Here is a 24,388-nt window from a genome sequence, read left to right as displayed (position 1 = left end):
GGAAACCAAGACTGCAACGTAGCCGACCATAGCACGTCGTCGCCCTACCCGCCGCAGGTCAGCCGGTTTCTGCCGGAGGCAGCCCGGCCACGAGCGCGGCCAGCCCGTCCGCGTCGAGCAGATCGGCCGGCCGCACCGTGACCCCGTCGCGCACGTAGTGGAAGGCCGCCCGGACCTGCTCCACCGGCACCCCGGCGAGTTCGGCCCAGGCCAGCCGGTACGCGGCGAGCTGCACGGCCGCGGTCCGCGCGGCCCTCCCGGTGGGCTGCCGGCCGGTCTTCCAGTCGACCACCTCAAACCGCCCGCCCGGCGCGGTGAACACCGCGTCCATCCGGCCGCGCAGCACCAGGCCGGCGATCACCGTGGCGAACGGCACCTCCACCTCGTACGGCACCCGGTCCGCCCACTCGCTGGCCAGGAAGCGCTCCTGCAGCGCCAGCAGCTCCTCGTCCCCGGCGGCCTCCTCGTCGGCCGATCCGGGCAGCTCGTCGACGTCCAGCAGCCGGCCGGCGCCAAACCGCTGCTCCAGCCAGGTGTGGAAGGCGGTGCCGCGCCGGGCGTACGGGTCGGGCCGTACGGGCAGCGGGCGGCGCAGCGTACGGGCCAGTTCCTGCGGGTCGCGGTGCAGCGTGACCAGCTGCGAGACGGTCAGGTGATCGGGCAGCGGCACCTCGATCGGACCCGCCCGGCGGGCCAACCGGGTGCGCTCGGCCAGCAGCAGCTCCGCCTCCCGCCGCCACCGGTCGGCGTCGGAGCCGGCGGCCCACGGGTCGGCGTCGGAGCCGGCGGCCCACCGGTCGGCGTCGGACCGGTCGGCCTCGCCGGCCTCGCCGGCCGCGTCTCGGGGCGCGCCCGGCTGCCCGCCGCCGGCCGCCTCCCCGGCCGCGTCGCCGCGCTCGGCCGCCGCGGCCCCGGTGGGCCCGCTCCCGGCCGCCCCGGCGGTGGTCGGCCCGGCCTCGGTCGGCTCGGGGACGCCCGTCAGGAACCGCCGGACCAGCGCGGCGCCCTCGGCCACGACCGGCCGCCGCGCCCCCAGCGGATCGGCCGGCCAGTCGGCCCGGAGCACGATCTCGGCGGTCGGGTTGGCGGCGTCCGGCGTCGGCTCGGGGGCCCACTCGTCCACCGTCCCGGCGCCGGCGAGGCACTGGTCGCGTACCTCGGTGAGGAACGCCGACGGCCCGCGCGGCCGCTTGGTTCCGTCCCCCCACCAGTAGCCGGAGCAGAGCAGCAGCCGGCGCGGGCGAGTGACCGCCACGTAGCCGAGCCGGCGCTCCTCCCGCTCGTCGTGCGCCCACCACTGCTCGGTGAACCGGTTCAGGGCGCCGGCCACCCCCTTCTGGTCGTCCACGCCGTCCACGGACAGCACGGGCAGGCCCGCGGCGTCGCCGCGCAGCGGGAACGGGAGCACGCCCAGGCCGTACAGGTAGTGGTCGGAGCCGCGGACGGCGCCCGGCCACACGCCCCGGCTGAGCCCGGCAACCGCCACGATGTCCCATTCCAGGCCCTTGGCGGCGTGCGTGGTCAGCACCTGCACGGCGCCGGTGACCACCTCCACCTCGCCGGGCGCCAGCCCCCGCTCCTCATCCTCGGCCGCGGTCAGGAACGCCAGGAAGGCCGAGAGCGGGGCCCCGGCCGAGTCCCGGGTGAACCGCGCGGCCACGTCGCCCAGGGCGTCCAGGTGCCCCCGGGCCAGCCCGGCGTCGCCGCCGGCGCCGCCCAGCCCCGCGCGCACGGCCACCTCCACGTCCAGGCCGGTGGTCCGTTCGATGTCGGCGATCAGGTCGGGCAGCGACTGGTCCAGCCGGTGCCGCAGCAGTGCCAGCTCCCGCCCGTACGCGCGCAGCCGGGCGTACCCCTCGGCGGAGTACTGCTGGGCCGGGCCGAGGTCGGCCAGCGCCTCCACCAGCGTCGCCTCGTCCAGGCTGTCGGTGACGATCTCCGGGTCGACCGCGCCGGCCTCCGCTCCGCCCGGCTCCGGCTGCGCTCCGGCGGTCAACCGGGGCAGCTCGCGGCGGGCGGTGGCGATCGCCCGGGCCCGCCGGTGCAGCGCCACCAGGTCCCGCGGGCCGATCCGCCACCGCGCGCCGGTGAGCAGCCGCAGCAGCGCGGCCCCGTCGGTCGGGTCGGCCAGCACCCGCAGGGTGCACACCACGTCCCGCACCTCGGGGGTGTCCAGCAGGCCACCCAGGCCCATCACCTCGACCGGCAGGCCGCGGGCCCGCAGCGCCGCCTCGATCGCCGGGATCTGGCTGCGCAGCCGGACCAGGACCGCGGTGGTGGGCCGCCGGTCGACCGGGATCTGCTCCGGCAGGGCGGTGCTGCGAGCCGCGCCACGCCATGCCGCCAGGATGCCGTCGGCGATCCAGTCCGCCTCGTCCGCGTACGTCGGCAGCAGCGCGCACCCGACGGTGCCGGCCGGTCTCCCGCGGGCCGTCCGGCCCGGGATCGGATCGGCCACGGTGTACGCCGCCGCCAGCTCGGCCACCTCCGCCCCGGCGCTGCGCAGCGGCGCCGACAGCGCGTTGGCCACCCGCAGGATCTCCGGGCGGTTCCGCCAGCTCGTGCTCAGGGTCAGCGTCCGGGCGGGCCGGCCGTCGGACCGGACGAACTCGCCGGGGAACCGGTCCAGCGTGCCGGCGCTGGCGCCCCGCCATCCGTAGATGGATTGGCAGGGGTCGCCCACGGCGGTCACCGGATGCCCGCCGCCGAACAGCGAGCGCAGCAGCACCACCTGGGCGTGGCTGGTGTCCTGGTATTCGTCCAGCAGCACCACCCGGTAGCGCTGCCGTTCGATCTCGCCCACCTCCGGGTGGTCCCGGGCCACCCGCGCGGCGCGGGCCAGCTGGTCGCCGAAGTCCATGGCCTCGAAGTCGTCCTTGCGCCGCTGGAACGCCCGCACCAGGGGCAGCAGCTTCAGCCGGATCTGCTGCACGGTCAGCGCCTTGCGCACGTCCGCGTACACCCGGCCGGGCCGGGACTGCAGCTCGGCGAAGAACCGGCCGGTCCAGGCCGCCAGCTCGTCCGGCTCCACCAGGTGCTCGGCCAGCTCCGAAGCCAGCGCCAGCACGGCGTCGGTGACGGTGGCCGGGGTACGGTCCACCCCCGACATGTCGCCGTCGTAGGTGCGTACCAGCCAGTCCACCACCTGCCAGCGGGCCGCCTCGGTGAGCAGCCGGGTGGCCGGCTCGTAGCCTGCCCGCAACCCGTGCTCGGTGACCACCCGGGCCGCGTACGAGTGGTAGGTGGCCACCGCCGGTTCGCCGCCGAAAAGGTCGTGCCGCTGGTCGCGCGGGTCCCGGCCCAACCGCCGGACCAGCTGCCCGAGCCGGGTGCGCACCCGGTGCCCCAGCTCGCCGGCGGCCTTTCGGGTGAAGGTCAGGCCGAGGATCTGCTCCGGCCGCGCGTACCCGTTGGCCACCAGCCAGACCACCCGGGCGGCCATGGTCTCGGTCTTGCCCGAGCCCGCGCCGGCCACCACCAGCAGCGGCTCGATCGGCGCCGCGACGATGGCCGCCTGTTCCCGGGTGGGCGCGTGCAGCCGCAGCAACCGGGCCAGCTCGACCGGCGTGTACCGGGGGCCGGCGTCGGCCGTGCGCTGGGCCGGCGCGGCGGCGAAGAGCGAGGGCTGGGTCACTCGACGGCCCCGGGCTCGACCGACCGCTCGCCCGCCGGCCGCTCGGCCGGCCGGGGCTCGACCGTCAGCGGCTCGACCACCTGCCGGCCCTGCCCCGAGATCGGGCAGGCGGGGCGGACCGGGCAGACCCGGCAGCGGGAGTTGGCCACCGCCGCGAAGGTCGAGGCCGCCATGGTCTCCGCGGTACGCCGGACCATGGCGGCGGCCCAGCCCTCCTCGCCGCCCTCGGCCGGCTGGTTCTGCTCCTTGGCCTCCTTGGCCGAGGTGCCGAGCTGCACCAGCGCCGCGCCGCCCGAGCTGTCGCCGTGCTCGGCGAACGCCCCGGCCTCGACCGCGGCCTGGTAGCCGGCCAGCTGCGGATGCTCGGCGAGATCGGCCGCCGCCACCGCCGTGGTCCGGCCGGTCTTCAGATCGATCACCACCAGCCGGCCCTGCTCGTCCACCTCAAGCCGGTCCACCCGGCCGGTCAGCTCCACCGGCCGCACCGGGTCGTCGAGCCGGACCGCGAACTCCTGCTCGATGGCCAGCAGCCGGCGCGGGTTGTCGGCCAGCCAGCGCAGCAGCTTGTCCACCATGGCCTCGGCCCGGCTCCGCTCCGGCCCGGCCATCCACCGGGCGGCCAGCTCGATGGCGTCGAACCGGCCGGCCACGTAGTCGATCAACCGTTCCCGGTCGACGCTGGCGTCCTCGGCCAGCATGGCCGCGGCGTGCACCAGGTTGCCGACGCCCTGCGCCGCGCTTGCCGGGGCGCGCCCGCCGTGCCGCTCCAGCAACCAGCGAAGGCTGCAGCGCAGGGCGCTCTCCATGCCCGATGGGCTGACCCGGACCGGCTCACCCTCGTCGACCAGGGGCCGGTCGTCGGAGAGCGCCCGCAGGCCCCACCACTCGTCGGGGTGGGCGCCCGGGACACCGGCGGCGGCCAGCCGGGCCAGCTCGGCCGCCGCGGCCCGCCGGCGGTCCGGCGAAGCGGCCGGATCGGTGACCGCGGTACGCAGCTCGGCCACCAGCGCCGGCAGGGTGAGCGCCCGCGGCAGCCGCCCCACCGGCAGCTCGACCTCACCCTCCTCCCCCGCCGGTCGGTCCTCGACCGCGCCGTCATCGACCGCCCCGTCCGTGGCCGGGCCGTCCCCCGCCGCGTCGTCCTCGGCCGGGTCGTCCTCGGCTGGGTCGTCCTCGGCCGGGTCGTCCTGGGCCGCTCTCGGGGAAATGGTCGGTTGTCGATCTCCGGTCCCGGCCGTTCGCCCCGGATCAACGGGCCGGTCCGGAGGGTCGGGCGGGCTCGGGGAGTCCGGCGGGCTCGGGGGTGTGTCGGGGTCGGCGGGTGTGGGTCCGGTGCCGCCGGCCGGACCACCGTCGCCGCCTCCGGGACCCGCGCCGACCAGCTCGTGCAGGAAGCGGCTGGGCTGCTCCTCGTGGTCGGCGCCCCCCACCGAGGCCGAGGAGACGGCGCTGACCAGCAGTCGGCGCCGGGCCCGGCTGGCGGCCACGTAGAACAGCCGGCGTTCCTCGGCCAGCAGCGCCGACGTCTGACCGACCAGCGTGGCGGTGGCCCCGGCGCCCTGCGCCCGGCCCGCCGCCAGGTCGACGAGCCGCTCCGAACCCAGCAGACTGCCCCGCAGCCGCAGGTCGGGCCAGATCCCCTCCTGCACGCCGACCACGGCCACCACCTCCCACTCCAGCCCCTTCGCGGCGTGCGCGGTGAGCAGGCGTACGGCCTCGCCCCGGTCCGCGGTCGGCGCGAGCGTGTCGGCCGGCAGGTCCTGGCCGAGGACGTGGTCGAGGAAGACCTCGGTGCGCGCGCCCGGCAGCCGGTCGACGAACCGGGCGGCCGCGTCGAAGAGCACCATCACCGCGTCCAGGTCCCGGTCGGCGGCCTCGGCGCGCCAGCGTACGCCCGCGTCGTCGCCGGCCGTGGTCCGATCGCGACGGGTGGCCGAGAACCAGCGGTCGGCCAACCCGGTGCGCTGCCAGACCGCCCACAGCACGTCCTCGACGGTGGCCCCGGGGCGGGCCGCGGTCTCCCGGGCCGTTCCGATGAGCGCCGCCACGGTCCTGGCCGGCGCGGCCCACCGGCGGTCCACGACGGCCAGCCCGGCCGGGTCGCGCAGCGCCTCCACCAGCAGCTCCCCGGAGGGCCGCCGGTCACCCGCGGCCAGGGCGAGCGCCCGCAGTCCCTGCCGCAGCCGACGCTCGGCGAGCGGGTCGGCGCCGCCCAGCGGCGAGTGCAGCAGCGCGACCGCGGCCTCCTCGTCGAGCCGGTCGGGCTCCAGCGCGCAGCGCAGCAGCAGCAACAGCGGGGCCACCGCCGGTTGCAGGTGCAGCGGCAGGTCCTCGCCGTGCACCACGGTGGGCACGCCGGCCGCGTGCAGCGCCCGCTGCACCGAGGGCAGTTGCAGGGTGGTGGACCGGACCAGCACGGCCATCCCGGACCACGGCACCCCGTCCACCAGGTGCGCGCTGCGCAGCGCGTGGGCCAGATAGGCGGCCTCGCTGGTGGCCGAGCGGAACGTGCGTACCCGGACCTCGCCGGGGCCGGCGCCCGGCGCGGGGCGCAGGTCACGGTGCGCCACCGGGCCGCGCAACCGGCGGCCCACCCCGCGCAGCCCGGCGAGCAGTTCCGGACCGGCCCGGTAGGACGTGCCGAGCAGCAGTGTCCGGGCCACCGCCCCGGACGCGGTCCGGAACCGGTGCGGGAAGCCGGTCACCCCGCTCGGATCGGCCCCGCGGAAGGCGAAGGTGGACGAGTCGGGGTCGGCGAAGGCCACCAGCGCCTTGCCACCGCCGGCCACCAGGTGCAGCAGGTCCCGCTGGGCCGGGTCGGTGTCGGCGAACTCGTCGACGTACACGTGAGTGAGCCGGCGGCGCTCGGCGGTGAGCAGCTCGGGCTCGTCGGTGAGCAGTCCCGCGGCCGCCCGCACCAGCTCGGCCGGGTCGTAGGCCACGGAACCGCGGGTGGTGGCGTCGCGCAGCGCGAGCACCGAGACGTACTCGCGGAGGAAGCGGGCCGCGGCCGGCCAGTCGGACCGGCCGGCCTCCCGGCCGAGCCGGGTCAGCTCCGCGGGCCCGATGCCCCGCTCGGCGGCCCGCATGAGCAGGTCGCGGAGCTGCTCGGCGAACGCCCGCGTGCGCAGCGCCGGCCGCAGGCCGGCGGGCCATCCAGACGGGTCCACATCGTCCGGTACGGCGTCCAGCAGCTCGCGGATGACCAGGTCCTGCTCGGGCCCGGTGAGCAGCCGCGGGGCCGGCTCGCCGCGTTCGGCCGCGGCCCGCCGCAGCAGGCCGAAGGCGTACGCCGGGAACGTGCGGACCAGGGGCTCGTGCACCACCCGGCGGCCGGCGCCGGCGGCCCCCGCCGGCGCCTGATCTCCGCCGGTGATCCGCCGCTCGATCCGGTGTCGCAGGTCGGCCGCCATCCGCCGGCTGAAGGTCAGCACGAGGATCCGCTCCGGATCCACCCCCTCGGCCACCCGGGCGGCCACGGACTCGACCAGCACGCTCGTCTTTCCGGTGCCGGGCCCGCCGACCACCAGCAGCGGACCGTCGGTGTGCGCCACGACGCCGGCCTGCACGGGATCGTCGAACCGCGCCGGCGCGCCCTCGGCCCGCCGGCGGACCAACCGGTACGCCTGCACACCGACAATGAGATCACGCCGGTACGACCGTGACCCGCACCGAGGGTGCGTGCCCGCTCAGCCGAGCCGGCCCTCGATGGCGTCCAGCGCGGCCGGCACGGAGTCGGCCACCACCAGCAGCTCACTCGCGTTGCGGGAGACGAACCGGGTGCCGCCGAGCCCGGCCAGCCAGTCGACCAGTCCGGTGTAGAAGCCGTCGGCGTCCAGCAGCACCACGGGCTTGCGGTGCATGCCGAGCGACGCCGTGGTCCACACCTCGAACAGCTCGTCGAGGGTTCCCAGCCCGCCGGGCAGGGTCAGGAAGGCGTCCGACTTGTCGATCATCACGTTCTTGCGCGCGAGCATGTCGGCGGTGACGATCAGCTCGTCGGCGCCGACGTCCGCCACCTCGCGGTCCACCAGCACCTGCGGGATGACGCCGACGGTGTGCCCGCCGCCGCTGCGGACGCCGTCGGCCACCGCGCCCATCATGCCCACGCAGCCGCCGCCGGAGACCAGGGTGTGCCCGCGCCGGGCGAGCTCCCGGCCGGTCTCGGTGGCCAGGTCCAGCCAGGACTGCTCCAGCGTGCGGGACGAGGCGCAGAAGACGCAGACGGCGGCCATGTGCTCAGCGTTCCTTCCGTTGTCCGGCGTCCCCCGCGGCGCGCTGGTCGGCCGCGGTCCGGGCCACGGCCTCCTCCTGCCGCACCTGCTGCTCGGCCGTGAGCGCCGCGTCCGCCTCGACGATATGCCGTACGGCCACCGGAACGCTGTCCGTGACACACACCAGTTCCAGGTCGACCGGGCCGATCTTGCCGTCGGCGGCCATCGTGTCGCGGAGCCAGTCGAGCAGCCCGGCCCAGTACGCCTCGCCCATGAGCACCACGGGGAACCGGGTGACCTTGCCGGTCTGCACCAGGGTGAGCGCCTCGAACAGCTCGTCCATGGTCCCGAAGCCGCCGGGCAACACCACAAAGCCCTGCGCGTACTTGACGAACATGGTCTTGCGGGCAAAGAAGTAGCGGAAGTCGATGGCCAGGTCGACCCAGTCGTTGAGGCCCTGCTCGAACGGCAGCTCGATGCCCAGTCCCACGGACAGGCCGCCCGCGTCGCTGGCGCCGCGGTTGGCCGCCTCCATCACGCCCGGGCCGCCGCCGGTGATGACCGCGTAGCCGGCCCGGGCGAGCGCGCCGCCCAACTCCTCGGCGAGCTTGCACTCGAAGCTGTCCGGCAGGCTGCGCGCGGAGCCGAAGACGCTCACCGCGGGCGGCAGGTCGGCCAGCGTGTCGAAGCCCTCGACGAACTCGGAGAGGATGCGCAACGCCCGCCACGCGTCCTTGGTCTTCCAGTCCGCCCGGGACCGCGAGTCGAGCAACCGCTGGTCAGCCGTGCTGGCCGGGATGGCCTCCCGACGCAGGGTGACCGCGCCGCGGTGCCGCTCCCGGCCCGGCGCCCGGGCACCGCCCGGGCGCCCGGGCGGGAGCCCGGACCCGAGCCCCGCACCGTCCGGACGTCCCGGCCCGGACCCGACGCCCGCACCGTCCTGTCGTCCCGGCCCGGGCGGTACGACCGCCTCGTCCGGTACGGCTGGCTCGCCGCCGGCGGCGGCCGCCCACCGCTCACCGTCCGCGGCGGCCGGTTGACCGCCCTGCGCACCGTCTGTCATGCGGTCAACCGTAGTGCGGCACGGCTCCGGGAGCGCAGCGAGCGGCCGGTCGGCGGCCGTTGTGAATATTCTGACGGAAACATGACCTCCCGGATCAACCATTTCTGTCGCACGTGCGTCTTAACCTGCGGATACTGGTTCTCGGCAACCGGCAGGGGAACCGGGACGCCACACGGGGGGAGGGAACGGTCGTGATGACGAACCGGGAACGGCAGCGCTATCGCCGGGAGATGCACCAGCGCATCCGCGAGCTCGTGGCGGAGCGCCGGCTGGCGCGCAGCAACGGTCCGGGACCGTCCGACGGCGGGGACTGCCCCGTCGGGGAGCAGCGGTGCATCCACGACGAGGAGTCGCTCGTCGGCGGGTGAGACCGCGGTCCGATGACCGGCGGCGGGTGACGAGGGGCATCCGCCGCCGGTCGTTCCGCGGGTCGATCAGCGGGCGAGCCAGCGGTGCAGGGTGGCCGCGCCGTCGCGCAGCTTGGCGATCTCGACGTGCTCGTCGGGGTGATGCGCCAGGTTGGGATCGCCCGGGCCGAAGTTCAGCGCCGGGATCCCGAGCGCGGCGAACCGGGCCACGTCCGTCCAGCCCAGCTTGCCGATCGGGGCCTCGCCGACCGCGGCCAGGAACTCCAGCGCCGGTTCCGCGGTGAGCCCGGGCAGCGCCCCGGCCGCCACATCGGTCACCACCAGGTCGTACCCCGCGAACACCTCGCGCAGGTGCGTCTCGGCCTCCTCCGGCGTCCGGTCCGGGGCGAAGCGGAAGTTGACCTCCACGTCGCACCGGTCCGGGACCACGTTCCCGGCGATCCCGCCGCTGATCCGGACGGCGTTCAGCCCTTCCCGGTAGGTGCAGCCGTCGAGGTTCACCGTCCGGGCCTGGTAGGCGTTCAGCCGGTTCAGCACCTCGGCCACGGCGTGGATGGCGTTGACCCCGTGCCAGGAGCGGGCCGAGTGAGCCCGCCGGCCGGTGGTGCTCACAATGGTCCGCATGGTCCCCTGGCAGCCGGCCTCCACCACCCCGTACGTCGGCTCCAGCAGCACGGCGAAGTCGGCGTCGAGCCAGTCCGGGTGCGCCTGCGAGACGAGGTACAGCCCGTTGTACCGGGACTCGATCTCCTCGGCCTCGTAGAAGAAGTACGTCACGTCGTACCGGGGATCGGGCAGGGTGACCGCGAGGTGCAGCGCGTACGCCACGCCGGACTTCATGTCGGAGGTGCCGCACCCGTACATCAGGTCGCCGCGCAGCTCGGACGGGAAGTTGTTGTTGATCGGCACCGTGTCCAGGTGGCCGGCCAGCACGACGCGCTGCTCCCGGCCCAGGTCGGTACGCGCCATCACGGTGTTGCCGAGCCGGTCGACGGACAGGTGCGGGACCTCGCGGAGCACCTCCTCGACGTGGTCCGCCAGCTCCTTCTCGTTAAGGGAGACGGACTCGACGTCGACCAGGGCACGGGTCAGCGCCACCGGGTCGGCCAGCACCTCAGGGGTCAGCGGGTTCACCATGCTGGGCACGGTACCGTCATCACCGGCCCGGCGAGTGGTCTGCCCACTCGCGGGTAACCCGGGTCATCGCGAGGATGGAGGACAACCCCGTGACGTCTGCGCAGCCCGCCTGGGGCATCGGCCTGGCCACCGTGGCCGCCGGCGACCAGGTGCTGGACACCTGGTACCCGACCGGCAAGCTGGGCCTGGGACCGCTGCCGCTGGTCGCCGGGGAGGACCAGAGCGACGTGCTGGACCTGCCGCCGTCGGCGGTCGGCGACCGGGCGCTGCCGGGCCTGCGCACCGTCGAGCTGGTCACCGAGATCGCGTCGCTGACCGACCCGATCAAGGACACGGCCGACGCGTACCTGCGGTTGCACCTGCTGTCCCACCGCCTGGTCCGGCCGAACGAGCTCAACCTGGACGGGATCTTCGGGGCGCTGCCGAACGTCGCCTGGACGTCCGCCGGGCCGTGCCCGCCGGACCGGGTGGACGAGCTGCGCGTGCTCGAGCGGGCCGCCGGCCGGCACCTGGCCGTGTACGGGGTGGACAAGTTCCCCCGGATGACCGACTACGTCGTGCCGAGCGGGGTCCGGATCGCCGACGCCGACCGGGTGCGGCTGGGCGCCCACCTGGCCGCCGGCACCACCGTGATGCACGAGGGCTTCTGCAACTTCAACGCCGGCACCCTGGGCGCCTCCATGGTCGAGGGCCGGATCGTCCAGGGCGTGGTGGTGGGCGACGGCTCGGACATCGGCGCCGGCGCGTCGATCATGGGCACGCTCTCCGGCGGCGGCACGGAGCGGGTCCGGATCGGCGAGCGGAGCCTGGTGGGCGCGAACGCCGGCATCGGCATCTCGCTGGGCGACGACTGCGTGGTCGAGGCGGGCTGCTACGTCACGGCCGGCTCCAAGATCACTCTGCCGGACGGCCGGGTGGTCAAGGCCCGCGAGCTGTCCGGGGTGGACGGGCTGCTGTTCTGGCGCAACTCCGTCTCCGGGGCACTGGAGGCGCGACCGCGCACCGGGCACGGCATCCGGCTCAACGCGGCGCTGCACGCCAACGACTGAGGCGGGGCCATGGGTCTGCAGAAGGATCGGATGCTGGCCGGCGAGCCGTACGTGGCCGACGACCCGGACCTGGCCGTGGACCTGCGCCGGGCCGCCCGCCTGATGGAACGGTTCAACGCCAGCAGCGTCGACCGGCCCGACGAGCGGGCCGCGCTGCTCGCCGAGCTGCTCGGGTCGGTCGGCGCCGGCGTGGAGGTGCGGCCACCGCTGTACGTCGACTACGGCTACCAGACCACCATCGGGCCGCGGACCTTCGTCAACTACGGCGCGGTGTTCCTGGACGTGGCCCGGATCAGCATCGGGGCCGACGTGCAGATCGGCCCCAACGTGCAGCTGCTCACCCCCACCCACCCGGTCGAGGCAGGGCCGCGTCGGGACAAGTGGGAATCGGCCCGACCGATCACCATCGGCGACAACGTCTGGCTGGGCGGCGGGGCGATCGTGCTGCCGGGGGTGACCGTCGGGGAGAACACGGTGGTGGGCGCGGGCAGCGTGGTGACCACCGACCTCCCGGCCAACGTCGTGGCGGTGGGCAGCCCGGCCCGGGTGGTCCGCCGGCTCGACTGAGCCAAACGATCTTGCTTCGCCGCAGGTCAGGGTGGGTAAATCGAGGACCACATCGTCCTTTTGGTCAGCCGGATCCTGGCCGAAGGGACGATCCGTCCGTACGCCCGTACGCGCACGCTGAGTAATGAGACCGTTACTCTCCGGGGGGATGAGGTGCGCGCTCGGATTCTCGAACTGCGCGTCCACGGCGTGTCCAACACGCCGCCGGCGGACATCCTCGGCCTTGTCGACCGGGCCGAGGCGCCCGCGACGGCCGGGTCGGCCCGGGATCCCACCGCGGAGCCGGAGCAGCCCCGGCTGGTGGCCGGGGACGCCATGACCGGCTTCTACCGTTCCAACCGCCCCGACCCGGCCGATCCCGCCGATTCCGCCGGCCCGGTCGATCCCACCGGCCCGGTCGATCCGGCCGAACCCGCGGATCCGGTCGTGGTCGAGGCGTACAGCTGGGGTCAGCTCACCTCCGGGGCCCGGACGGCCAAGGACATCGAGCGCGGACTGTGGACCCTGCTGCTGCCGTTCGCCCTCGCCAACGTGGCGCTGCACGCCCGGCCTGAGGTGCCGGCCGACCCGGACCAGGAACGCTGGCGCAGCCGCAGCGGGATCGACGCCTGGCTGATCCGGTTGTTCTGCCTCAGCCTCACCGCCACCCTGGTGCTGGCCGCCACCGGAGTGGGCGTGGACCTGATCGGCTGGCAGTGCGTCGACGCCCGCTGCCTGGCCCAGGTCCCCGGCCCGTGGGGCTTCCTGGCGGACGGCTGGTGGAGCCGCTCCACCCGCCCCCTCGCGGTCGGGCTGCTGCTGCCGTACGCGCTGCTGGCCCTGGTGGGTCTGCTGGCCTGGCGCAGCTATCAGTACGAGGCCGACCTGCCGGCCGCGCCCGCCGACCCGGCCGACGACGAGCCGCCGGACAACCCGCTGCGGCATCCGACCTTCTGGTGCGGCGAGGGCCAGGTGCGCCGGCTCGCCGCGCTGCACCTGGCCACCGGCGCCGCGGTGGCCACGGCCGTGCCGCTGGGCGCCGTGCTCGCGCTCGGCCCGCCAACCGGGGTCCGCGGCGTGCTGGCCTGGGCGGCCGCGGGCGCGCTGCTGGGCACGGTGGCGCTCGCCGCGGCCGCGCTCGGGCATCCGTACGTCGCCCGCCGCGCCGGGCACGCGCCGCTGGGTTGGTACGCCGCGGCGCTCGGCTGGCTCGCCCTGGCGGGCGTGGCGGCCGCGGTCGTGGTGCTCCTGCTGCCGGGCGCGTCCGGCGGCGCACCGCCCGGCCCGCTGCCCGCACCGGTCGACTGCCTCAGCGACCGGCACGGCACCGGATGCCCGGGCTCGCTACCCGGGTTCGACGGGCTGCTCGTCGGCCTGGCCAGCGCCCAGGTGCTGCTGCTGATCGCCATCGGCGGGGTGTCCCGGACCGGGCGGCGGGCGCTGGCCGGACCCGCCGCCGGCGCCGCGGCGCTGCTCGCGGCCGTGGCCTGGCTCGGCGGGGTGCTGCCGGCCGCACCGCCGGCGCCGGGCCGGCTGCCGGCCTGGACGGTGCTGCTCGGGGTCTTCGCCGGAACCGCGGCCGGGACACTGCTGCTGCCCCGCCGGCCGCCCGCCAGCCCCGGCGCCGGCCGGTACGACCGGATGGCCTGGGGCGGCTGCGCGCCGGCCGTGCTGGCCGGGCTCGGCTGGCTGCTCGCCTCCTCGTACAGCGCCGGCGCGCTGTACTGGACCATGGCCCGGCTCAACCGGGGCCACCCGGTGGCCCCGGTCCTGCTTCCGGTCCCGGTGGCGTGGGCCGGCCCCGCGTTCCTGATCGCCCTGCTCGCGCTCGCCGGGACCGGCCTGCGGGCCTGGGTGGAGTTCCTGCTGCTCCGCCGGCGCATCCTGGTCGACCTGGTGACCACCGGCCCGCCGCTGTCGGCGCACGAACGGCGCCGGGCCCGCGACGTTGCCGCCTTCCACGCCCTGCACCGGCTGGTCGGCGACCGCGCCCTGCGGCTGGTCGGCCAGCTCACCGCGTTCGCCGGCGTCCTGGCCGCGGTGGCCACGGCCGGCGCGCTGGCCGGGGTGCGGCCGGTGGCGCTGAGCCCCGCCGGCTGGGCCATGCTGGTACGCGCGGCCGTCGACGGCGGCGCGTCGCTGGCCGGCCTGCTTCCCGTGCTGGTCTCCTGCGTCGGGTTGCTGGTGTACCGGAAGGACAGCGTGCGCCGGGCGGTCGGGGTGATCTGGGACATCGGCACGTTCTGGCCGCGCGCGGCGCACCCGCTCGCCCCGCCCAGCTATGCCGAGCGGGCGGTCCCGCAGTTGCAGACCCGGGTCACCGGCCTGATGGCCCTGCCCGACGCCGACCCCCGGCACGTCGACGGGGTGGTGCTGTCCGGGCACAGCCAGGGGGCGGTGATCTCGGCCGCGGTGATCCTGCAGGTGCCGGCCCGCTGGCGGCGCCGGCTCTGGTTCTTCTCGTACGGCTGCCAGCTCAGCAAGCTGTACGGCCGGGTCTTTCCCGCGTACTTCGGGCCGGACCGGCTGCCGGCGGTGACCGCGGCGTTGACCCCGCCCGGCGGGCGGCCCGGCTGGACCAACTTCTGGCGGCCGACCGATCCGCTCGGCTGGCCCGTACCGGCGGCCGAGCGGGAATTCGCGCTGCGCGACCCGGTCGCGCTGCACCCGCGCGACGGCGAGGTGCGCGACCCACCGATCCGGAGTCACGGCGGCTATCCGCTGGACCCCGAGTACCGCCGGGAGCGCGCCGAGGTAGCCCGGCTGCTTGCGGCCCGGCTGCTCCCGGCCGGGACGCCACGGCCCGACGGTGTCGTGCCGCCTTCGGCCGGCGCCCTGCCGCGGCAGAAGGAGACTGCGGAACCGGCGGCGGATCGGTAGCCTCCCTGCGGATCCAGCCGGAGGCGACGATGGAGACCGAGCACAGGGCATTTTCGTTCGATTTCGACGGCTTCATGGCCAACCTAGCCCCGGTCCTCCAGCGGTCCCTGGAAACCGGCGACGCGGGCGCGCTCACCCGCTTCATCGAGGCCAACCTCGACCGGTTGCGCAGCCCGTACCCTGGCATCGCCGTGCCGACCCCCTGGCCGGCGATGTTCGAGGACGAGCCCGCTGTCCACGATCTCGGGGACTTCGCCCTCACCCGCTACTACCGGCCGAACGACGATCTCGGGCTGGGCTCGGGCTGGGCGGAGGTCTACAACGTGGCGGCCGACGAGGTCGAGACGGACACCGACGAGCTGATCTTCGGCGCCTGGTTCGGCCCTGAGCACAACCGGTTCAACCCCGGCCGGATCGGCTCCTTCATCCGGCTCTGGGAGACCGTTCGCCGGCAACGGGAGATCACCGCCGCTCGCATCCGCAGCGGCGCCTACTCGGACGCCGTCGTCGCCCTGGACCGGATGCTCAGCGCCGCCGGCGAGCAGAAGCAGGGACTTTACGTCACCTTCTGACCGGGCTCCGCAGCTCTCGCCGGCCCACCGGGCGACGGCGGGGAACCGGCGTCCCGGACCGGGTCCACCGGGCTCCGGTCCACCGGGCTCCGGTCGGGCGGCCGGAGGCGGCGGGCGGTCCAGGTTACCGTGCCGAGTCCCGGTTCGCAGCCGGTCAGCCAGCCTCCGCTCGCGCCCAGACCGAGCAGCCAGGCCAGTTCCTCCGCGCCGTCCGGCGCGGAGAACGAAAGCCGCTCCGCCACCGCGGCGACATCCTCCGGCGCCGCGTCCGGCCCCGTGACGTCGGTCAGCGCCGGCCGGCCCGGCCGCGCCGGCAGCGCCGGCCGGTCCGGTGGCGCCGGCAGCGCCACTCGCAGGGCTCGGGCCTCGGCGAGCAGTCGGGTCAGCACTGGGGCATCGTCGGCCTCGACGGCCGCCGCCAACTCGTCCAGGTACGCCCGGACCGCGGTCAACTGCTCCAGCACGGCGGCCCGGTTGCCCAGCAGCATGTCGGCGGTGCGCCGGCTCGGCGTACCCGCCACCCGGGTGCCGTCCCGGAAGCTTCCGGCGGCGAGGGCGCGCACGGAATCCCGTACCGGGGAACGCCCGGCGGCGCCGGCCAGCGCCCTGGCCAGCACGTGCGGCACGTGCGACGCCAGCGCGGCCGCCTCGTCGTGCGCCTCCGGCGACATCGGGGTGACCCGGGCCGCGAAGACGTCCATCAGCAGCCGGGCCAGCCGGCGGAACGGGCCCAGGTCGGCCGGCTGATCCGGGCAGAGCACCCAGGTCGCCCCCCGCAGCAGCTCGGGACGCGCGGCGGCGAGGCCGGCCCGCTCCGTGCCGGCCATCGGATGCCCGGGCACGAATCGGCCGGTCAGCCCGTGCCGCCGGGCCGCCACGGCGACCGCGGACTTGGTGCTGCCCACGTCGGTGAGCACGCAGTCGACCGGCGCCGCGGCGGCCACTTCGGCGACGGTCGCCGGCAGGGTCACCAGCGGCCCGGCCAGGAAGACCACACCGGCGTCCCGGACCGTCCGGGCGAGGTCATCGGGGAAATCGACCCCGCGCTCCCGGCCATACCGCCGGGTGTCCGGGTCGGGATCCCAACCCCGCACCGGCACGCCGGCCTCGACCAGCCGCAGCAGCACCGAACCACCGATCAGGCCGGTACCGACCACCGCCGCCCGTACCGCGTCCATGCCGGCCTCAGGCGAGCCTGGACGGCACGGCGGCGATCTTCTCGTCGCTCTCGGTCAGCGCCACCCGGACGTGCCGCTCCCCCGCCGGCCCGTAGAAGGCGCCCGGCGCGGCCAGGATGCCCCGGCGAGCAAGCCACTCCACCGTCGCCCAGCAGTCCTCGCCACTAGTGACCCACAGATAGAGGCCGCCGTCCGACTGCTCGATCTCGAACCCGGCGCCCGCGAACGCCTCCCGGAGCACCTCGCGGCGCCGGGCATACCGCTCGCGCTGGGCCGCGGCGTGCCGCTCGTCGTCCAGCGCGGCCACCATGGCGGCCTGCACCGGGGCCGGCACGATCATGCCGGCGTGCTTGCGCACCTTGAGCAGCTCGGCCACCAGCGCCGGGTCACCGGCCACGAAGCCGGCCCGGTAGCCGGCCAGGTTGGACCGCTTGGAGAGCGAGTGCACGGCCAGCACCCCCGCGTACGAGCCACCGGTCACCTCGGGGGCGAGCGCCGAGACCGGCTCGGCCGTCCAGCCCAGCGGCAGGTAGCACTCGTCGCTGGCCACCACGGCGCCGCGCTCGCGGGCCCAGTCGACCACCTTGCGCAGGTGGGTCGCCGGCAGCACCTGACCGGTCGGGTTGCTGGGCGAGTTCACCCAGATCAGTCGTACCCGGTTGTCGGGTCCCAACGCGGTGAGCGAGTCGGCGCGTACCGTCTCGGCGCCGGCCAGCCGAGCCCCGTCCTCGTACGTGGGATAGCAGATCCGCGGCACGGCGACCACGTCACCGGGCCCGAGCCCGAGCAGCGTCGGCAGCCAGGCCACCAGCTCCTTGGAGCCGATGGTCGGCAGCACGCCGAACTCTCGGTCGGGCGTGCGGCAGGTGCGGGCGACCCAGTCGGTGATCGCGCGACGCAGCCTCGGCGTGCCGGCGGTGAGCGGGTAGCCGGGGGCGTCGGCGCCGGCCGCCAGGGCCGCCTGGATCACCTCGGGAACCGGATCGACCGGCGTACCGATGGAAAGGTTGATCACGCCGTCCGGATGGCCGGCCGCCAGCGCGCCGACCTTTTCCAGCGCGTCCCAGGTGAACTCGGGCAGCCGGGCCGACACGGCCCGGCCGCCCGCGCCCGCGCGGCTCAGTGCGCCTCCCCGCGCGGCGGCTGCCCCGCCACGAACGGGGTGTCCTTGTCGATCTTCCCGACCTTGGAGGCGCCGCCGGGCGAGCCGAGGTCCTCGAAGAACTCGTAGTTCGCCGTGGTGTAGTCCTTCCACTGCTCGGGGACGTCGTCCTCGTAGAAGATCGCCTCCACCGGACAGACCGGCTCACAGGCCCCGCAGTCCACACACTCGTCGGGGTGGATGTAGAGCATCCGGTTGCCTTCGTAGATGCAGTCGACCGGGCACTCCTCGATGCATGCCTTGTCGAGCACATCGACGCATGGCTCGGCGATGATGTAGGTCACCGATCTTCTCCTCCGCGCAGCCACGCCGCGATCTCCCGCGACGACGTAGAGCCTAGTATCCCGTCAAAAGGGAGGTCGATCGTGCTCCGACCACAGGATGTGGGTCACCGGATCGTGATCCGGCGCGTGGTGGGGGTAAGGCATGGCCGTGCGCTCTTTTCCGACGCCCTCGGCGAGCTCACCGAGCTGACCGGCACGCACCTCACGCTCGCCACGGCCGACGGGCCGCTCCGGGTGCCCCTGTCCGAGCTGCACCGGGCCAAGCGGGTGCCGGCGGCCCGGCCGCCCGGCCGGGCGGCGACGGCGGAGCTCGAACGGGCCGCCGCCGAGGCCTGGCCGGCGCCGGTGCAGGAGCGGCTCGGCGACTGGTTGCTGCGCGCGGCCGACGGCTGGACCGGGCGGGCCAACTCGGCGCTGGCCGTGGGCGACCCCGGGCTGCCGATCGCCGCCGCCATCGACGCGGTGGAATCGTGGTACGACCGGCGCGGCCTGCCGGCCCTGGTGGCCACGCCGCTGCCGCTGGCCGCCGCGGTGGCCGCCGAGCTCGACCGGCGCGGATGGGGCGCCCGGCCACCGGTCCTGGTGCAGACGGCCAGCCTGGCCACGCTGCGTACGACCCGCCCCGACCACACCGCGCCACCCCACGACACCGCGCAAGCCGACGGCCGGGTCCGGCCGGCCGTCGAGCTGGCCACCGGGCCGGCCGAGGACTGGCTCGACATCGTGGCCGGCCGCAAGGGCGGCCTGCCACCGGCGGCCCGGCACGTGCTCACCGCCGTCGACCGGGTCTGCTTCGCGGCCGTACGTCCGGCCGGGCCGGCCAACCCCGATGGACCGGCCAACCCGGATGAGCCGGCCAACCCGGATGAGCCGGCCAACCCGGATGAGCCGGCCAACCCGGATGAGCCGGCCAACCCGGATGAGCCGGCCAAGCCGGATGGGCCGGCCAAGCCGGATGGGCCGGCGGAGCCGCCGCTGGCCATCGCCCGCGGCACGATGACCGGCGCCGGGCGCTGGCTCGGGCTCAGCCTCATCGAGGTGTCGCCCCCGGCGCGCCGCCGCGGGCTGGCCCGGCTGCTGATCCGGACGCTCGTCGGCTGGGCCGCGGACCTCGGCGCGACGCACGCCTATCTCCAGGTCGAGGAGCACAACACGGCCGCCGTCGAGCTGTACCGCTCGCTCGGCTTCCGCACCCACCACACCTACGTCACCCGGCAGCGGGGCTCCGGCGTCGGCCGCTGTTAGGAAGGGGCCCTTCCTCTACCAAATGCGATAAGAGGGGGCCCTTCCTTTCGCCGTCAGCGGCGGACGACGCGGCGGGGGCGGGAGCGCTGGAGTTCGGCGTACCGGCGGAGGGACTCGGAACGGTAGTCCCGGCCCAGCGCGGTCAGCAGCAGGTAGCCGAGCAGCGCGCCGAACGCCGTACAGCCCAGGTAGAGCCAGATCTGCGAAAAGAATGCCCCGGCGCCGTCCGCGAACGGGTTGCTGCCGCTGATGAACGGGCCCACGAAGATGGTCAGGACCATGGCCACCAGGACCGCCACCGCGATCTCGCCGCACCACTGGCCCAGCGGCACGCGCCGGCCCCAGCGGAACGCGACCACCGCGAGGATCAGGCCGAGCGCCGCGAACATCACCAGCGAGATCCGGTCCGACGCCTCGGTGTCGTCGTGGAAAGCGAACCGGGTCACCAGCCGGGCCACCACGTTCACCGCGAACAACACACCTGCGAGCGCCCCGACCCGGCGCCACCGTTCCTTCATCACTCGACCTCCGCAGCGCGTCCTGAAGATGTATGTACCACCCGACGCTGTGAGATTCATCAAGGGGCTCGGCCGCGCCCTAGGGCCGGGCGGGGATCATCAGCCGGTAGGCCGCCGCCGCGAAGGTCACCGCCCCCGCGAAGATCATGACGAGCCCGACCCAGTTGTTGCCGGCGATGAGGAAGTCACCCTCGCTGGTGCCACCGGCCGCCACGACCATCAGCGCGAACCAGGTGGCGGCGGGCAGCGCCACCGCCCACCGGCGGCCCACCGTCCGGTAGGCGAACCAGCTCAGGGCCAGGTTGGCCAGCACCGCCAGCGGGATCGACAGGCCGATCAGGTGGCCGGCGACCCGGACGGCCACGAAGATCAGCTCGACGAACCCGGTGACCAGGGCGGCCAGCACGGCCACCACCCCGCCGACCCAGCGCAGCAGGCGGTCCAGCAGCAGCGACCGGCGCCGGGGTCGGGCCGGCGGCGATGCCTCGGGCGCGGTGGACATCGGAGACAACGTCACCGGGCACCGGCCGCCGCGGGGGCCGGCACGTCCTGGCTCGGAAGGCCGGCGAACAGGTCGCTCTCCCAGCCGTACCGCCCGGCGCCCGGGCCCCGCCGGCCGGCCGCGAGAGTGTAGTACTCCACCCCCATGAACTCGGCCCCGAAGTTGCTGGCTACCACGTACAGCCAGGACGAGTCCGGGATCTGGGTGGCGTGCGCCCGCATGGCCGCCTCCTTGGCCGCGCCCGCGTCGGTGGCGTCGATCCGGGCCGCGATCTGATCGTCCGGGGTGCCGAACGGCAGGTCCTCCGGCGCCTCGACCCCGGCGAACGGGTTGTCGGACGCGTCGGCGAAGGCATCCATCCCGGCCGCCAGCACGCTGCGCGGGAGCGCCGTCCAGTAGATCTTGGCCGGCGCGCACCCCTCGGGCCCGGCCAGCTCGGCGGCCCGCATCGCCACCCGGTGCGCCTGGATGTGGTCGGGATGCCCGTAGAACCCCTGCGGGTCGTACGTGATCATCACCTGCGGGCGGACCTCGCGCATGATCTCGACCAGCCGGCCGGCCGCCTCGTCCAGGTCGGCCCGCCAGAACGCCCGCGGGTGGTCGTTGGTGGGCAGGCCCATCATCCCGGAGTCCCGGTACCGGCCCGCGCCGCCGAGAAACCGGTGATCGCTGACGCCCATCTCCCGGCACGCCGCCGCCAGCTCGGTGATCCGGTATCCGCCCAGCTGGTCGGCCTCCGCGGCCGCGAGCCCGGCCAGCTCCGGCAGGTGGATCTCGCCCTCCTCGCCCAGCGTGCAGGTCACCAGCGTCACGTGCGTCCCACGCGCCGCGTAGTACGCCATCGTGGCGCCGGTGCCGATGGACTCGTCGTCCGGATGGGCGTGGACCAAGAGCAGCCGCTGCCGGGCGGTAATCGTCACGTCTCGACACTGTACGCGCGGAGGCGCCCCGCTCACCGGTACGCCGGGCGGTCCGCCGTCCCGCGCCGGCCACCGGCTCGGGTAGGCGTTCCGGCCGACCGGGCGGACGATCGCCGGAGCCGGCCCGCGGCCGGGGGAAGCGGACCTACGATCGCGAGGTGGACTACCCGGAGCTGGCGATTCGGACCCGGCGCTGCACCCGCGGCGCGCCGCGGGCGGTCAGCGTGGCCGGCGACGGCTCCCGGGTGCTCTTCCTGCGCACGGCGGGCCCGGAGGACGCTGCCGCGGCGCTGTGGTCGTTCGAGGTGTCCACCGGCGCCGAGCGGCTGGTGGCCGACCCGGTCCGGCTGCTGGCCGAGGCGCCGGCCCCGCCGGCCCCGCCGTCGGGCGCCGGGACACCGCGAGACGCCGGGACACCGCGAGACGCCGGGACACCGCGAGACGCCGGGACACCGCGGGACGCCGGAGCGCCGCGGGACGCCGGGACACCGCGGGACGCCGGAGCGCCGCGGGGCACCGGAGCGCCGCGGGGCACCGGAGCGCCGTCGGCGGACGCGGCCGCGGGCGCGCCGGGGACGGACCGCGGGATCGAGGGGTACGCCACCGACCCGGCCGGCCGGGTGGCGGTGTTCGCGCTGGCCGGCCGGCTGTTCCGGGCCGATCTGGAGCACGGGGACGTGATCGAGGTCCGCTGTTCGGGCCGTCCGGTGGACCCCCGACCGGATCCGACCGGGGAACGGATCGCGTACGTCACCGCCGGGCCCGACCGGCACGGCTGCCCGGGCGGGAGCCAGCTCCGGGTGGTCGGCCCGGACGGCGCCGACACCCTGCTGGGCGGCGAGGACGGCGGGGTCAACTGGGGGCTGGCCGAGTACGTGGCCACCGAGGACTTCGGCCGCCGCCGCGGCTACTGGTGGGCCCCGGACGGCCGGTCGGTGCTGGCCGCCCGGATCGACGAGTCGCGCGTACCCCGGTGGCACCTGCCGGACCCGCTCGATCCGCGGCGACCGGCCGGCCTTGTCGCCCGTCCGGTGGCCGGCGGCAGCAACGCCGAGGTGAGCCTGCACCTGCTCGACCTGGACGGCGGCTGGGTGGACGTGCACTGGGACCGCGAGACCTACCCCTACCTGGTCTCGGTGAGCTGGGCGGACGGCGGCCCGCTGATCACCGTGCTGCGCCGGCTGCAGCAGCACGGGCTGGTGCTGGCGGTCGACCCGCGTACCGGGGAGACGCAGGTGCACGCCGAGCTGGCCGACCCGCGCTGGGTGGAGCCGGTGGCGGGCACCCCGGTGCACCTGCCGGACGGCCGGGTCCTGGTCGGCGGCGAGCTGGCGCACGACGGGTACGACGCCCGCTGCCTGTTCGCGGACGGCACCCTGCTCACCCCGCCGTCCCTGTACGTCCGCCGCGTGGTGGGGCAGCTGCCCGGCACGGTCGGCCCGCCCGACCTGCTGGTGGAGGCGAGCGAGGGCGAGCCCAGCCAGCAGCACCTGTTCCGGGTCCGGACGGCGATCGGCGGCGGCGGGGTCGAGTCGCGGCGGCTCACCCCGGAGCCGGGCTGGCACACGGCCGCCGTCGGCGGCGGGGTGCTGGCGGTCGGTACGGCCACCCTGGATCTGCCCGGGGTCAGCTGGAAGATCTGGCGCAGCGACGGGACCGAGCTGGGCGCCCTGCGATCGCTGGCGGCCAGCCCGCCGTACGCGCCGCAGCCGGCGCTGGAGCGGGTGACCGACCGGCGGCTGCCGGCGGCCGTGCTCTACCCGCGCGACCACGTGACCGGCCGACGGCTACCCGTGCTGCTGGACGTGCACGGCGGCCCGACGCACCAGGAGGTCCGCGCGGCGCGGTCGTGCTGGCTGGAACGGCAGTGGTGGGCCGACGCCGGCTTCGTGGTGGTCACCGTCGACAACCGCGGTACGGCCGGGGTGGCGCCCTCGTTCGAGAAGGTGGTGCACCGGCGGCTGGCCGACGTCATCCTGGCCGACCAGCTCGACGCGCTGACGGCGCTCGCCGGCAAGCACCCGGATCTCGACCTCGACCGGACCGCCGTGCGGGGCCGGGGATTCGGCGGCTGGCTCGCGGCGTTCGCCGTGCTGCGCCGGCCGGAGCTGTTCCGCTGCGCGGTGGCCGGTACGCCGGTTGCGGACTGGTCCCGGCACGACACCGCGTACACCGAGCGGTATCTGGGCCTGCCGGACGACAGCGCCGAGGTGTACGCGCACCACTCGCTGCTGGAGCTGCTGGCCGAGGCCACCGACCAGCCGGGCCGGCCGCTGCTGCTGGTGCACGCCGCGGACGACGCCCGGGTGCCGCTGGCGCAGACGCTGCGGCTGTCGGCCGCGCTGCAGGCCGCCGGCCACCCACACGCCGTGCTGCCGCTGCCCGACGCCACCCCGGCCACCGCGGATCGCGCCCTCCCCCTGGAGCTGGACTTCCTCCGCCGCCACCTGTGAGCGGCGCCACCGTCGACGGCCGCGACGAGCGCGAGCCGGGCTCGTTGTTGTGGGAGACTCGGCCGGACACCAGTCGGAGGTGGGCATGACCGCGGCGATCTTCGGGCATCCGGGGCCGTGGACCGAGGAGGAGTTCCTCGCCCTCGGGGAGACACCGGACCGCGTCGAACTCTTCGACGGGAGCCTGTCTGTGACCCCTGCCCCCACGCCTCGCCACCAGAGAATTTCCAGCGAGCTGTACGTCGTGCTCAGTCCTGCGGCGGAGGCCGCCGGACTGCACGTCCTCGAGGCGATCAACCTCCGGCTGCGACCGGGTCGGATCCCGATCCCCGACCTGGTCATCACCGATGACATCGACTTCGACCAGCTCGTGATCGACGCGTCGGCGGTGCGGCTGGTCTGCGAGATCATCTCGCCGAGCAACCCCTCCGCCGACCGGGTGCTCAAGATGCACTTCTACGCCCAGGCTGGCATCCCCTGGTATCTGCTCGTCGAGCAGCGGACCGGCGAGCTGCACCTGTACCGCCGCGAGGGCGACCACTACCTGGAGCACTCGATCACCCGGCGCGGTCAGGTGCTACGGCTGGTCGAGCCGGTCACGGCGGAGATCGACCCGGAACGGCTGCTGCCGCCGACCTGACGGCGCCAACGACAAAGACAAGA

18 protein-coding genes and 2 pseudogenes are annotated in these 24,388 nt (G+C 75.4%); 9 read left to right on the top strand and 11 right to left on the bottom strand.

Annotation, left to right across the window (positions count from 1 at the left end):
- Positions 1 to 58: 58 nt before the first annotated feature.
- From ACFFHU_RS14495 to ACFFHU_RS14480, 4 genes are read right to left on the bottom strand one after another with little or no spacing between them, the layout of a single operon-like run.
- Positions 59 to 3,634, bottom strand: a complete 3,576-nt coding sequence (locus tag ACFFHU_RS14495) for an ATP-dependent helicase (protein ID WP_377339070.1) — start codon at positions 3,632 to 3,634, stop codon at positions 59 to 61.
- Positions 3,631 to 7,266 (bottom strand): ATP-dependent helicase, encoded by a 3,636-nt coding sequence (locus ACFFHU_RS14490; RefSeq protein WP_377339069.1) that lies wholly within the window; start codon positions 7,264 to 7,266, stop codon positions 3,631 to 3,633. The genes ACFFHU_RS14495 and ACFFHU_RS14490 overlap by 4 nt, the downstream gene beginning before the upstream one ends.
- Before the next feature lie 57 nt (positions 7,267 to 7,323).
- The gene (locus tag ACFFHU_RS14485; protein ID WP_377339067.1) at positions 7,324 to 7,869 is read right to left on the bottom strand and encodes an LOG family protein; all 546 of its coding nucleotides are present in this window, start codon (positions 7,867 to 7,869) and stop codon (positions 7,324 to 7,326) included.
- Positions 7,870 to 7,873: 4 nt separating this feature from the next.
- Positions 7,874 to 8,662, bottom strand: a complete 789-nt coding sequence (locus ACFFHU_RS14480; RefSeq protein WP_377339774.1) for an LOG family protein — start codon at positions 8,660 to 8,662, stop codon at positions 7,874 to 7,876.
- 443 nt (positions 8,663 to 9,105) lie between these two features.
- Here ACFFHU_RS14480 and ACFFHU_RS14475 point away from each other — a divergent pair, with 443 nt between their 5' ends.
- On the top strand, positions 9,106 to 9,279 hold the full coding sequence (locus ACFFHU_RS14475) for a hypothetical protein (RefSeq protein WP_377339065.1): 174 nt from the start codon (positions 9,106 to 9,108) through the stop codon (positions 9,277 to 9,279).
- Positions 9,280 to 9,345: 66 nt separating this feature from the next.
- On the opposite strand, the gene dapE is transcribed toward ACFFHU_RS14475, so the two are convergent.
- Positions 9,346 to 10,416, bottom strand: coding sequence for a succinyl-diaminopimelate desuccinylase (dapE, locus tag ACFFHU_RS14470; protein WP_377339063.1), 1,071 nt, complete (start codon positions 10,414 to 10,416; stop codon positions 9,346 to 9,348).
- Positions 10,417 to 10,505: 89 nt separating this feature from the next.
- On the opposite strand from dapE, the gene dapD reads away from it, so the two are divergent.
- The 4 genes from dapD to ACFFHU_RS14450 all read left to right on the top strand — a co-directional run bounded on the left by dapD (position 10,506) and on the right by ACFFHU_RS14450 (position 15,463).
- Entirely contained in the window at positions 10,506 to 11,465 is a 960-nt protein-coding gene (gene dapD, locus ACFFHU_RS14465; RefSeq protein WP_377339061.1) for a 2,3,4,5-tetrahydropyridine-2,6-dicarboxylate N-succinyltransferase, read from the top strand.
- Positions 11,466 to 11,474: 9 nt separating this feature from the next.
- Positions 11,475 to 12,032, top strand: coding sequence for a sugar O-acetyltransferase (locus ACFFHU_RS14460; RefSeq protein WP_377339059.1), 558 nt, complete (start codon positions 11,475 to 11,477; stop codon positions 12,030 to 12,032).
- A gap of 153 nt (positions 12,033 to 12,185) precedes the next feature.
- Positions 12,186 to 14,891 carry a hypothetical protein gene (locus tag ACFFHU_RS14455; RefSeq protein WP_377339056.1) on the top strand — a complete coding sequence of 902 codons (2,706 nt, stop codon included), beginning with the start codon at positions 12,186 to 12,188 and terminating at the stop codon, positions 14,889 to 14,891.
- Positions 14,892 to 14,920: 29 nt separating this feature from the next.
- Positions 14,921 to 15,463, top strand: coding sequence for a hypothetical protein (locus tag ACFFHU_RS14450; protein WP_377339054.1), 543 nt, complete (start codon positions 14,921 to 14,923; stop codon positions 15,461 to 15,463).
- Here ACFFHU_RS14450 and ACFFHU_RS14445 read toward each other — a convergent pair.
- From ACFFHU_RS14445 to fdxA, 3 genes are read right to left on the bottom strand one after another with little or no spacing between them, the layout of a single operon-like run.
- Positions 15,448 to 16,641 carry a prephenate dehydrogenase gene (locus ACFFHU_RS14445; RefSeq protein WP_377339053.1) on the bottom strand — a complete coding sequence of 398 codons (1,194 nt, stop codon included), beginning with the start codon at positions 16,639 to 16,641 and terminating at the stop codon, positions 15,448 to 15,450. The genes ACFFHU_RS14450 and ACFFHU_RS14445 overlap by 16 nt on opposite strands.
- Positions 16,642 to 16,648: 7 nt before the next feature.
- A complete protein-coding gene (gene dapC, locus ACFFHU_RS14440; RefSeq protein ID WP_446686789.1) occupies positions 16,649 to 17,734 on the bottom strand; it encodes a succinyldiaminopimelate transaminase in 1,086 nt (361 codons plus the stop codon).
- A gap of 26 nt (positions 17,735 to 17,760) precedes the next feature.
- On the bottom strand, positions 17,761 to 18,087 hold the full coding sequence (gene fdxA, locus ACFFHU_RS14435; RefSeq protein ID WP_446686788.1) for a ferredoxin: 327 nt from the start codon (positions 18,085 to 18,087) through the stop codon (positions 17,761 to 17,763).
- A gap of 81 nt (positions 18,088 to 18,168) precedes the next feature.
- Between fdxA and ACFFHU_RS14430 the strand changes: the two genes are divergently transcribed.
- Positions 18,169 to 19,332, top strand: a complete 1,164-nt coding sequence (locus tag ACFFHU_RS14430; protein ID WP_377339049.1) for a GNAT family N-acetyltransferase — start codon at positions 18,169 to 18,171, stop codon at positions 19,330 to 19,332.
- 53 nt (positions 19,333 to 19,385) lie between these two features.
- Here ACFFHU_RS14430 and ACFFHU_RS14425 read toward each other — a convergent pair whose 3' ends face one another.
- The 3 genes from ACFFHU_RS14425 to mshB all read right to left on the bottom strand — a co-directional run bounded on the left by ACFFHU_RS14425 (position 19,386) and on the right by mshB (position 21,272).
- Positions 19,386 to 19,850 (bottom strand): hypothetical protein, encoded by a 465-nt coding sequence (locus tag ACFFHU_RS14425; RefSeq protein WP_377339047.1) that lies wholly within the window; start codon positions 19,848 to 19,850, stop codon positions 19,386 to 19,388.
- Between the two features lie 79 nt (positions 19,851 to 19,929).
- Positions 19,930 to 20,352, bottom strand: coding sequence for a hypothetical protein (locus ACFFHU_RS14420; RefSeq protein WP_377339046.1), 423 nt, complete (start codon positions 20,350 to 20,352; stop codon positions 19,930 to 19,932).
- Positions 20,353 to 20,363: 11 nt separating this feature from the next.
- The gene (mshB, locus tag ACFFHU_RS14415; RefSeq protein ID WP_377339044.1) at positions 20,364 to 21,272 is read right to left on the bottom strand and encodes an N-acetyl-1-D-myo-inositol-2-amino-2-deoxy-alpha-D-glucopyranoside deacetylase; all 909 of its coding nucleotides are present in this window, start codon (positions 21,270 to 21,272) and stop codon (positions 20,364 to 20,366) included.
- Positions 21,273 to 21,430: 158 nt separating this feature from the next.
- Here mshB and ACFFHU_RS31695 point away from each other — a divergent pair.
- The 3 genes and pseudogenes from ACFFHU_RS31695 to ACFFHU_RS14405 all read left to right on the top strand — a co-directional run.
- Positions 21,431 to 21,631 (top strand): annotated as a pseudogene (locus ACFFHU_RS31695) (hypothetical protein); the annotation flags it as partial.
- 225 nt (positions 21,632 to 21,856) lie between these two features.
- Positions 21,857 to 23,725: pseudogene (locus ACFFHU_RS14410) on the top strand (S9 family peptidase); the annotation flags it as partial.
- A gap of 85 nt (positions 23,726 to 23,810) precedes the next feature.
- On the top strand, positions 23,811 to 24,365 hold the full coding sequence (locus ACFFHU_RS14405) for a Uma2 family endonuclease (protein WP_377339041.1): 555 nt from the start codon (positions 23,811 to 23,813) through the stop codon (positions 24,363 to 24,365).
- Positions 24,366 to 24,388: the final 23 nt, after the last annotated feature.

Origin of the sequence: Plantactinospora siamensis, from assembly GCF_042434095.1 — a bacterium.
Classification (GTDB): domain Bacteria; phylum Actinomycetota; class Actinomycetes; order Mycobacteriales; family Micromonosporaceae; genus KBS50.
Note: the sequence above shows the minus strand (reverse complement) of the source record. Positions and strands in the feature narration are given on the sequence as shown.

Coding starts and splice junctions, on each gene's coding strand:
- ACFFHU_RS14425 (WP_377339047.1), bottom strand. CDS start 19,850: ATGAAGGAACGGTGGCGCCGGGTCGGGGCGCTCGCAGGTGTGTTGTTC.
- ACFFHU_RS14475 (WP_377339065.1), top strand. CDS start 9,106: ATGACGAACCGGGAACGGCAGCGCTATCGCCGGGAGATGCACCAGCGC.
- ACFFHU_RS14405 (WP_377339041.1), top strand. CDS start 23,811: ATGACCGCGGCGATCTTCGGGCATCCGGGGCCGTGGACCGAGGAGGAG.
- ACFFHU_RS14445 (WP_377339053.1), bottom strand. CDS start 16,641: ATGGACGCGGTACGGGCGGCGGTGGTCGGTACCGGCCTGATCGGTGGT.
- ACFFHU_RS14485 (WP_377339067.1), bottom strand. CDS start 7,869: ATGGCCGCCGTCTGCGTCTTCTGCGCCTCGTCCCGCACGCTGGAGCAG.
- ACFFHU_RS14460 (WP_377339059.1), top strand. CDS start 11,475: ATGGGTCTGCAGAAGGATCGGATGCTGGCCGGCGAGCCGTACGTGGCC.
- ACFFHU_RS14420 (WP_377339046.1), bottom strand. CDS start 20,352: ATGTCCACCGCGCCCGAGGCATCGCCGCCGGCCCGACCCCGGCGCCGG.
- dapE (WP_377339063.1), bottom strand. CDS start 10,416: ATGGTGAACCCGCTGACCCCTGAGGTGCTGGCCGACCCGGTGGCGCTG.
- ACFFHU_RS14450 (WP_377339054.1), top strand. CDS start 14,921: ATGGAGACCGAGCACAGGGCATTTTCGTTCGATTTCGACGGCTTCATG.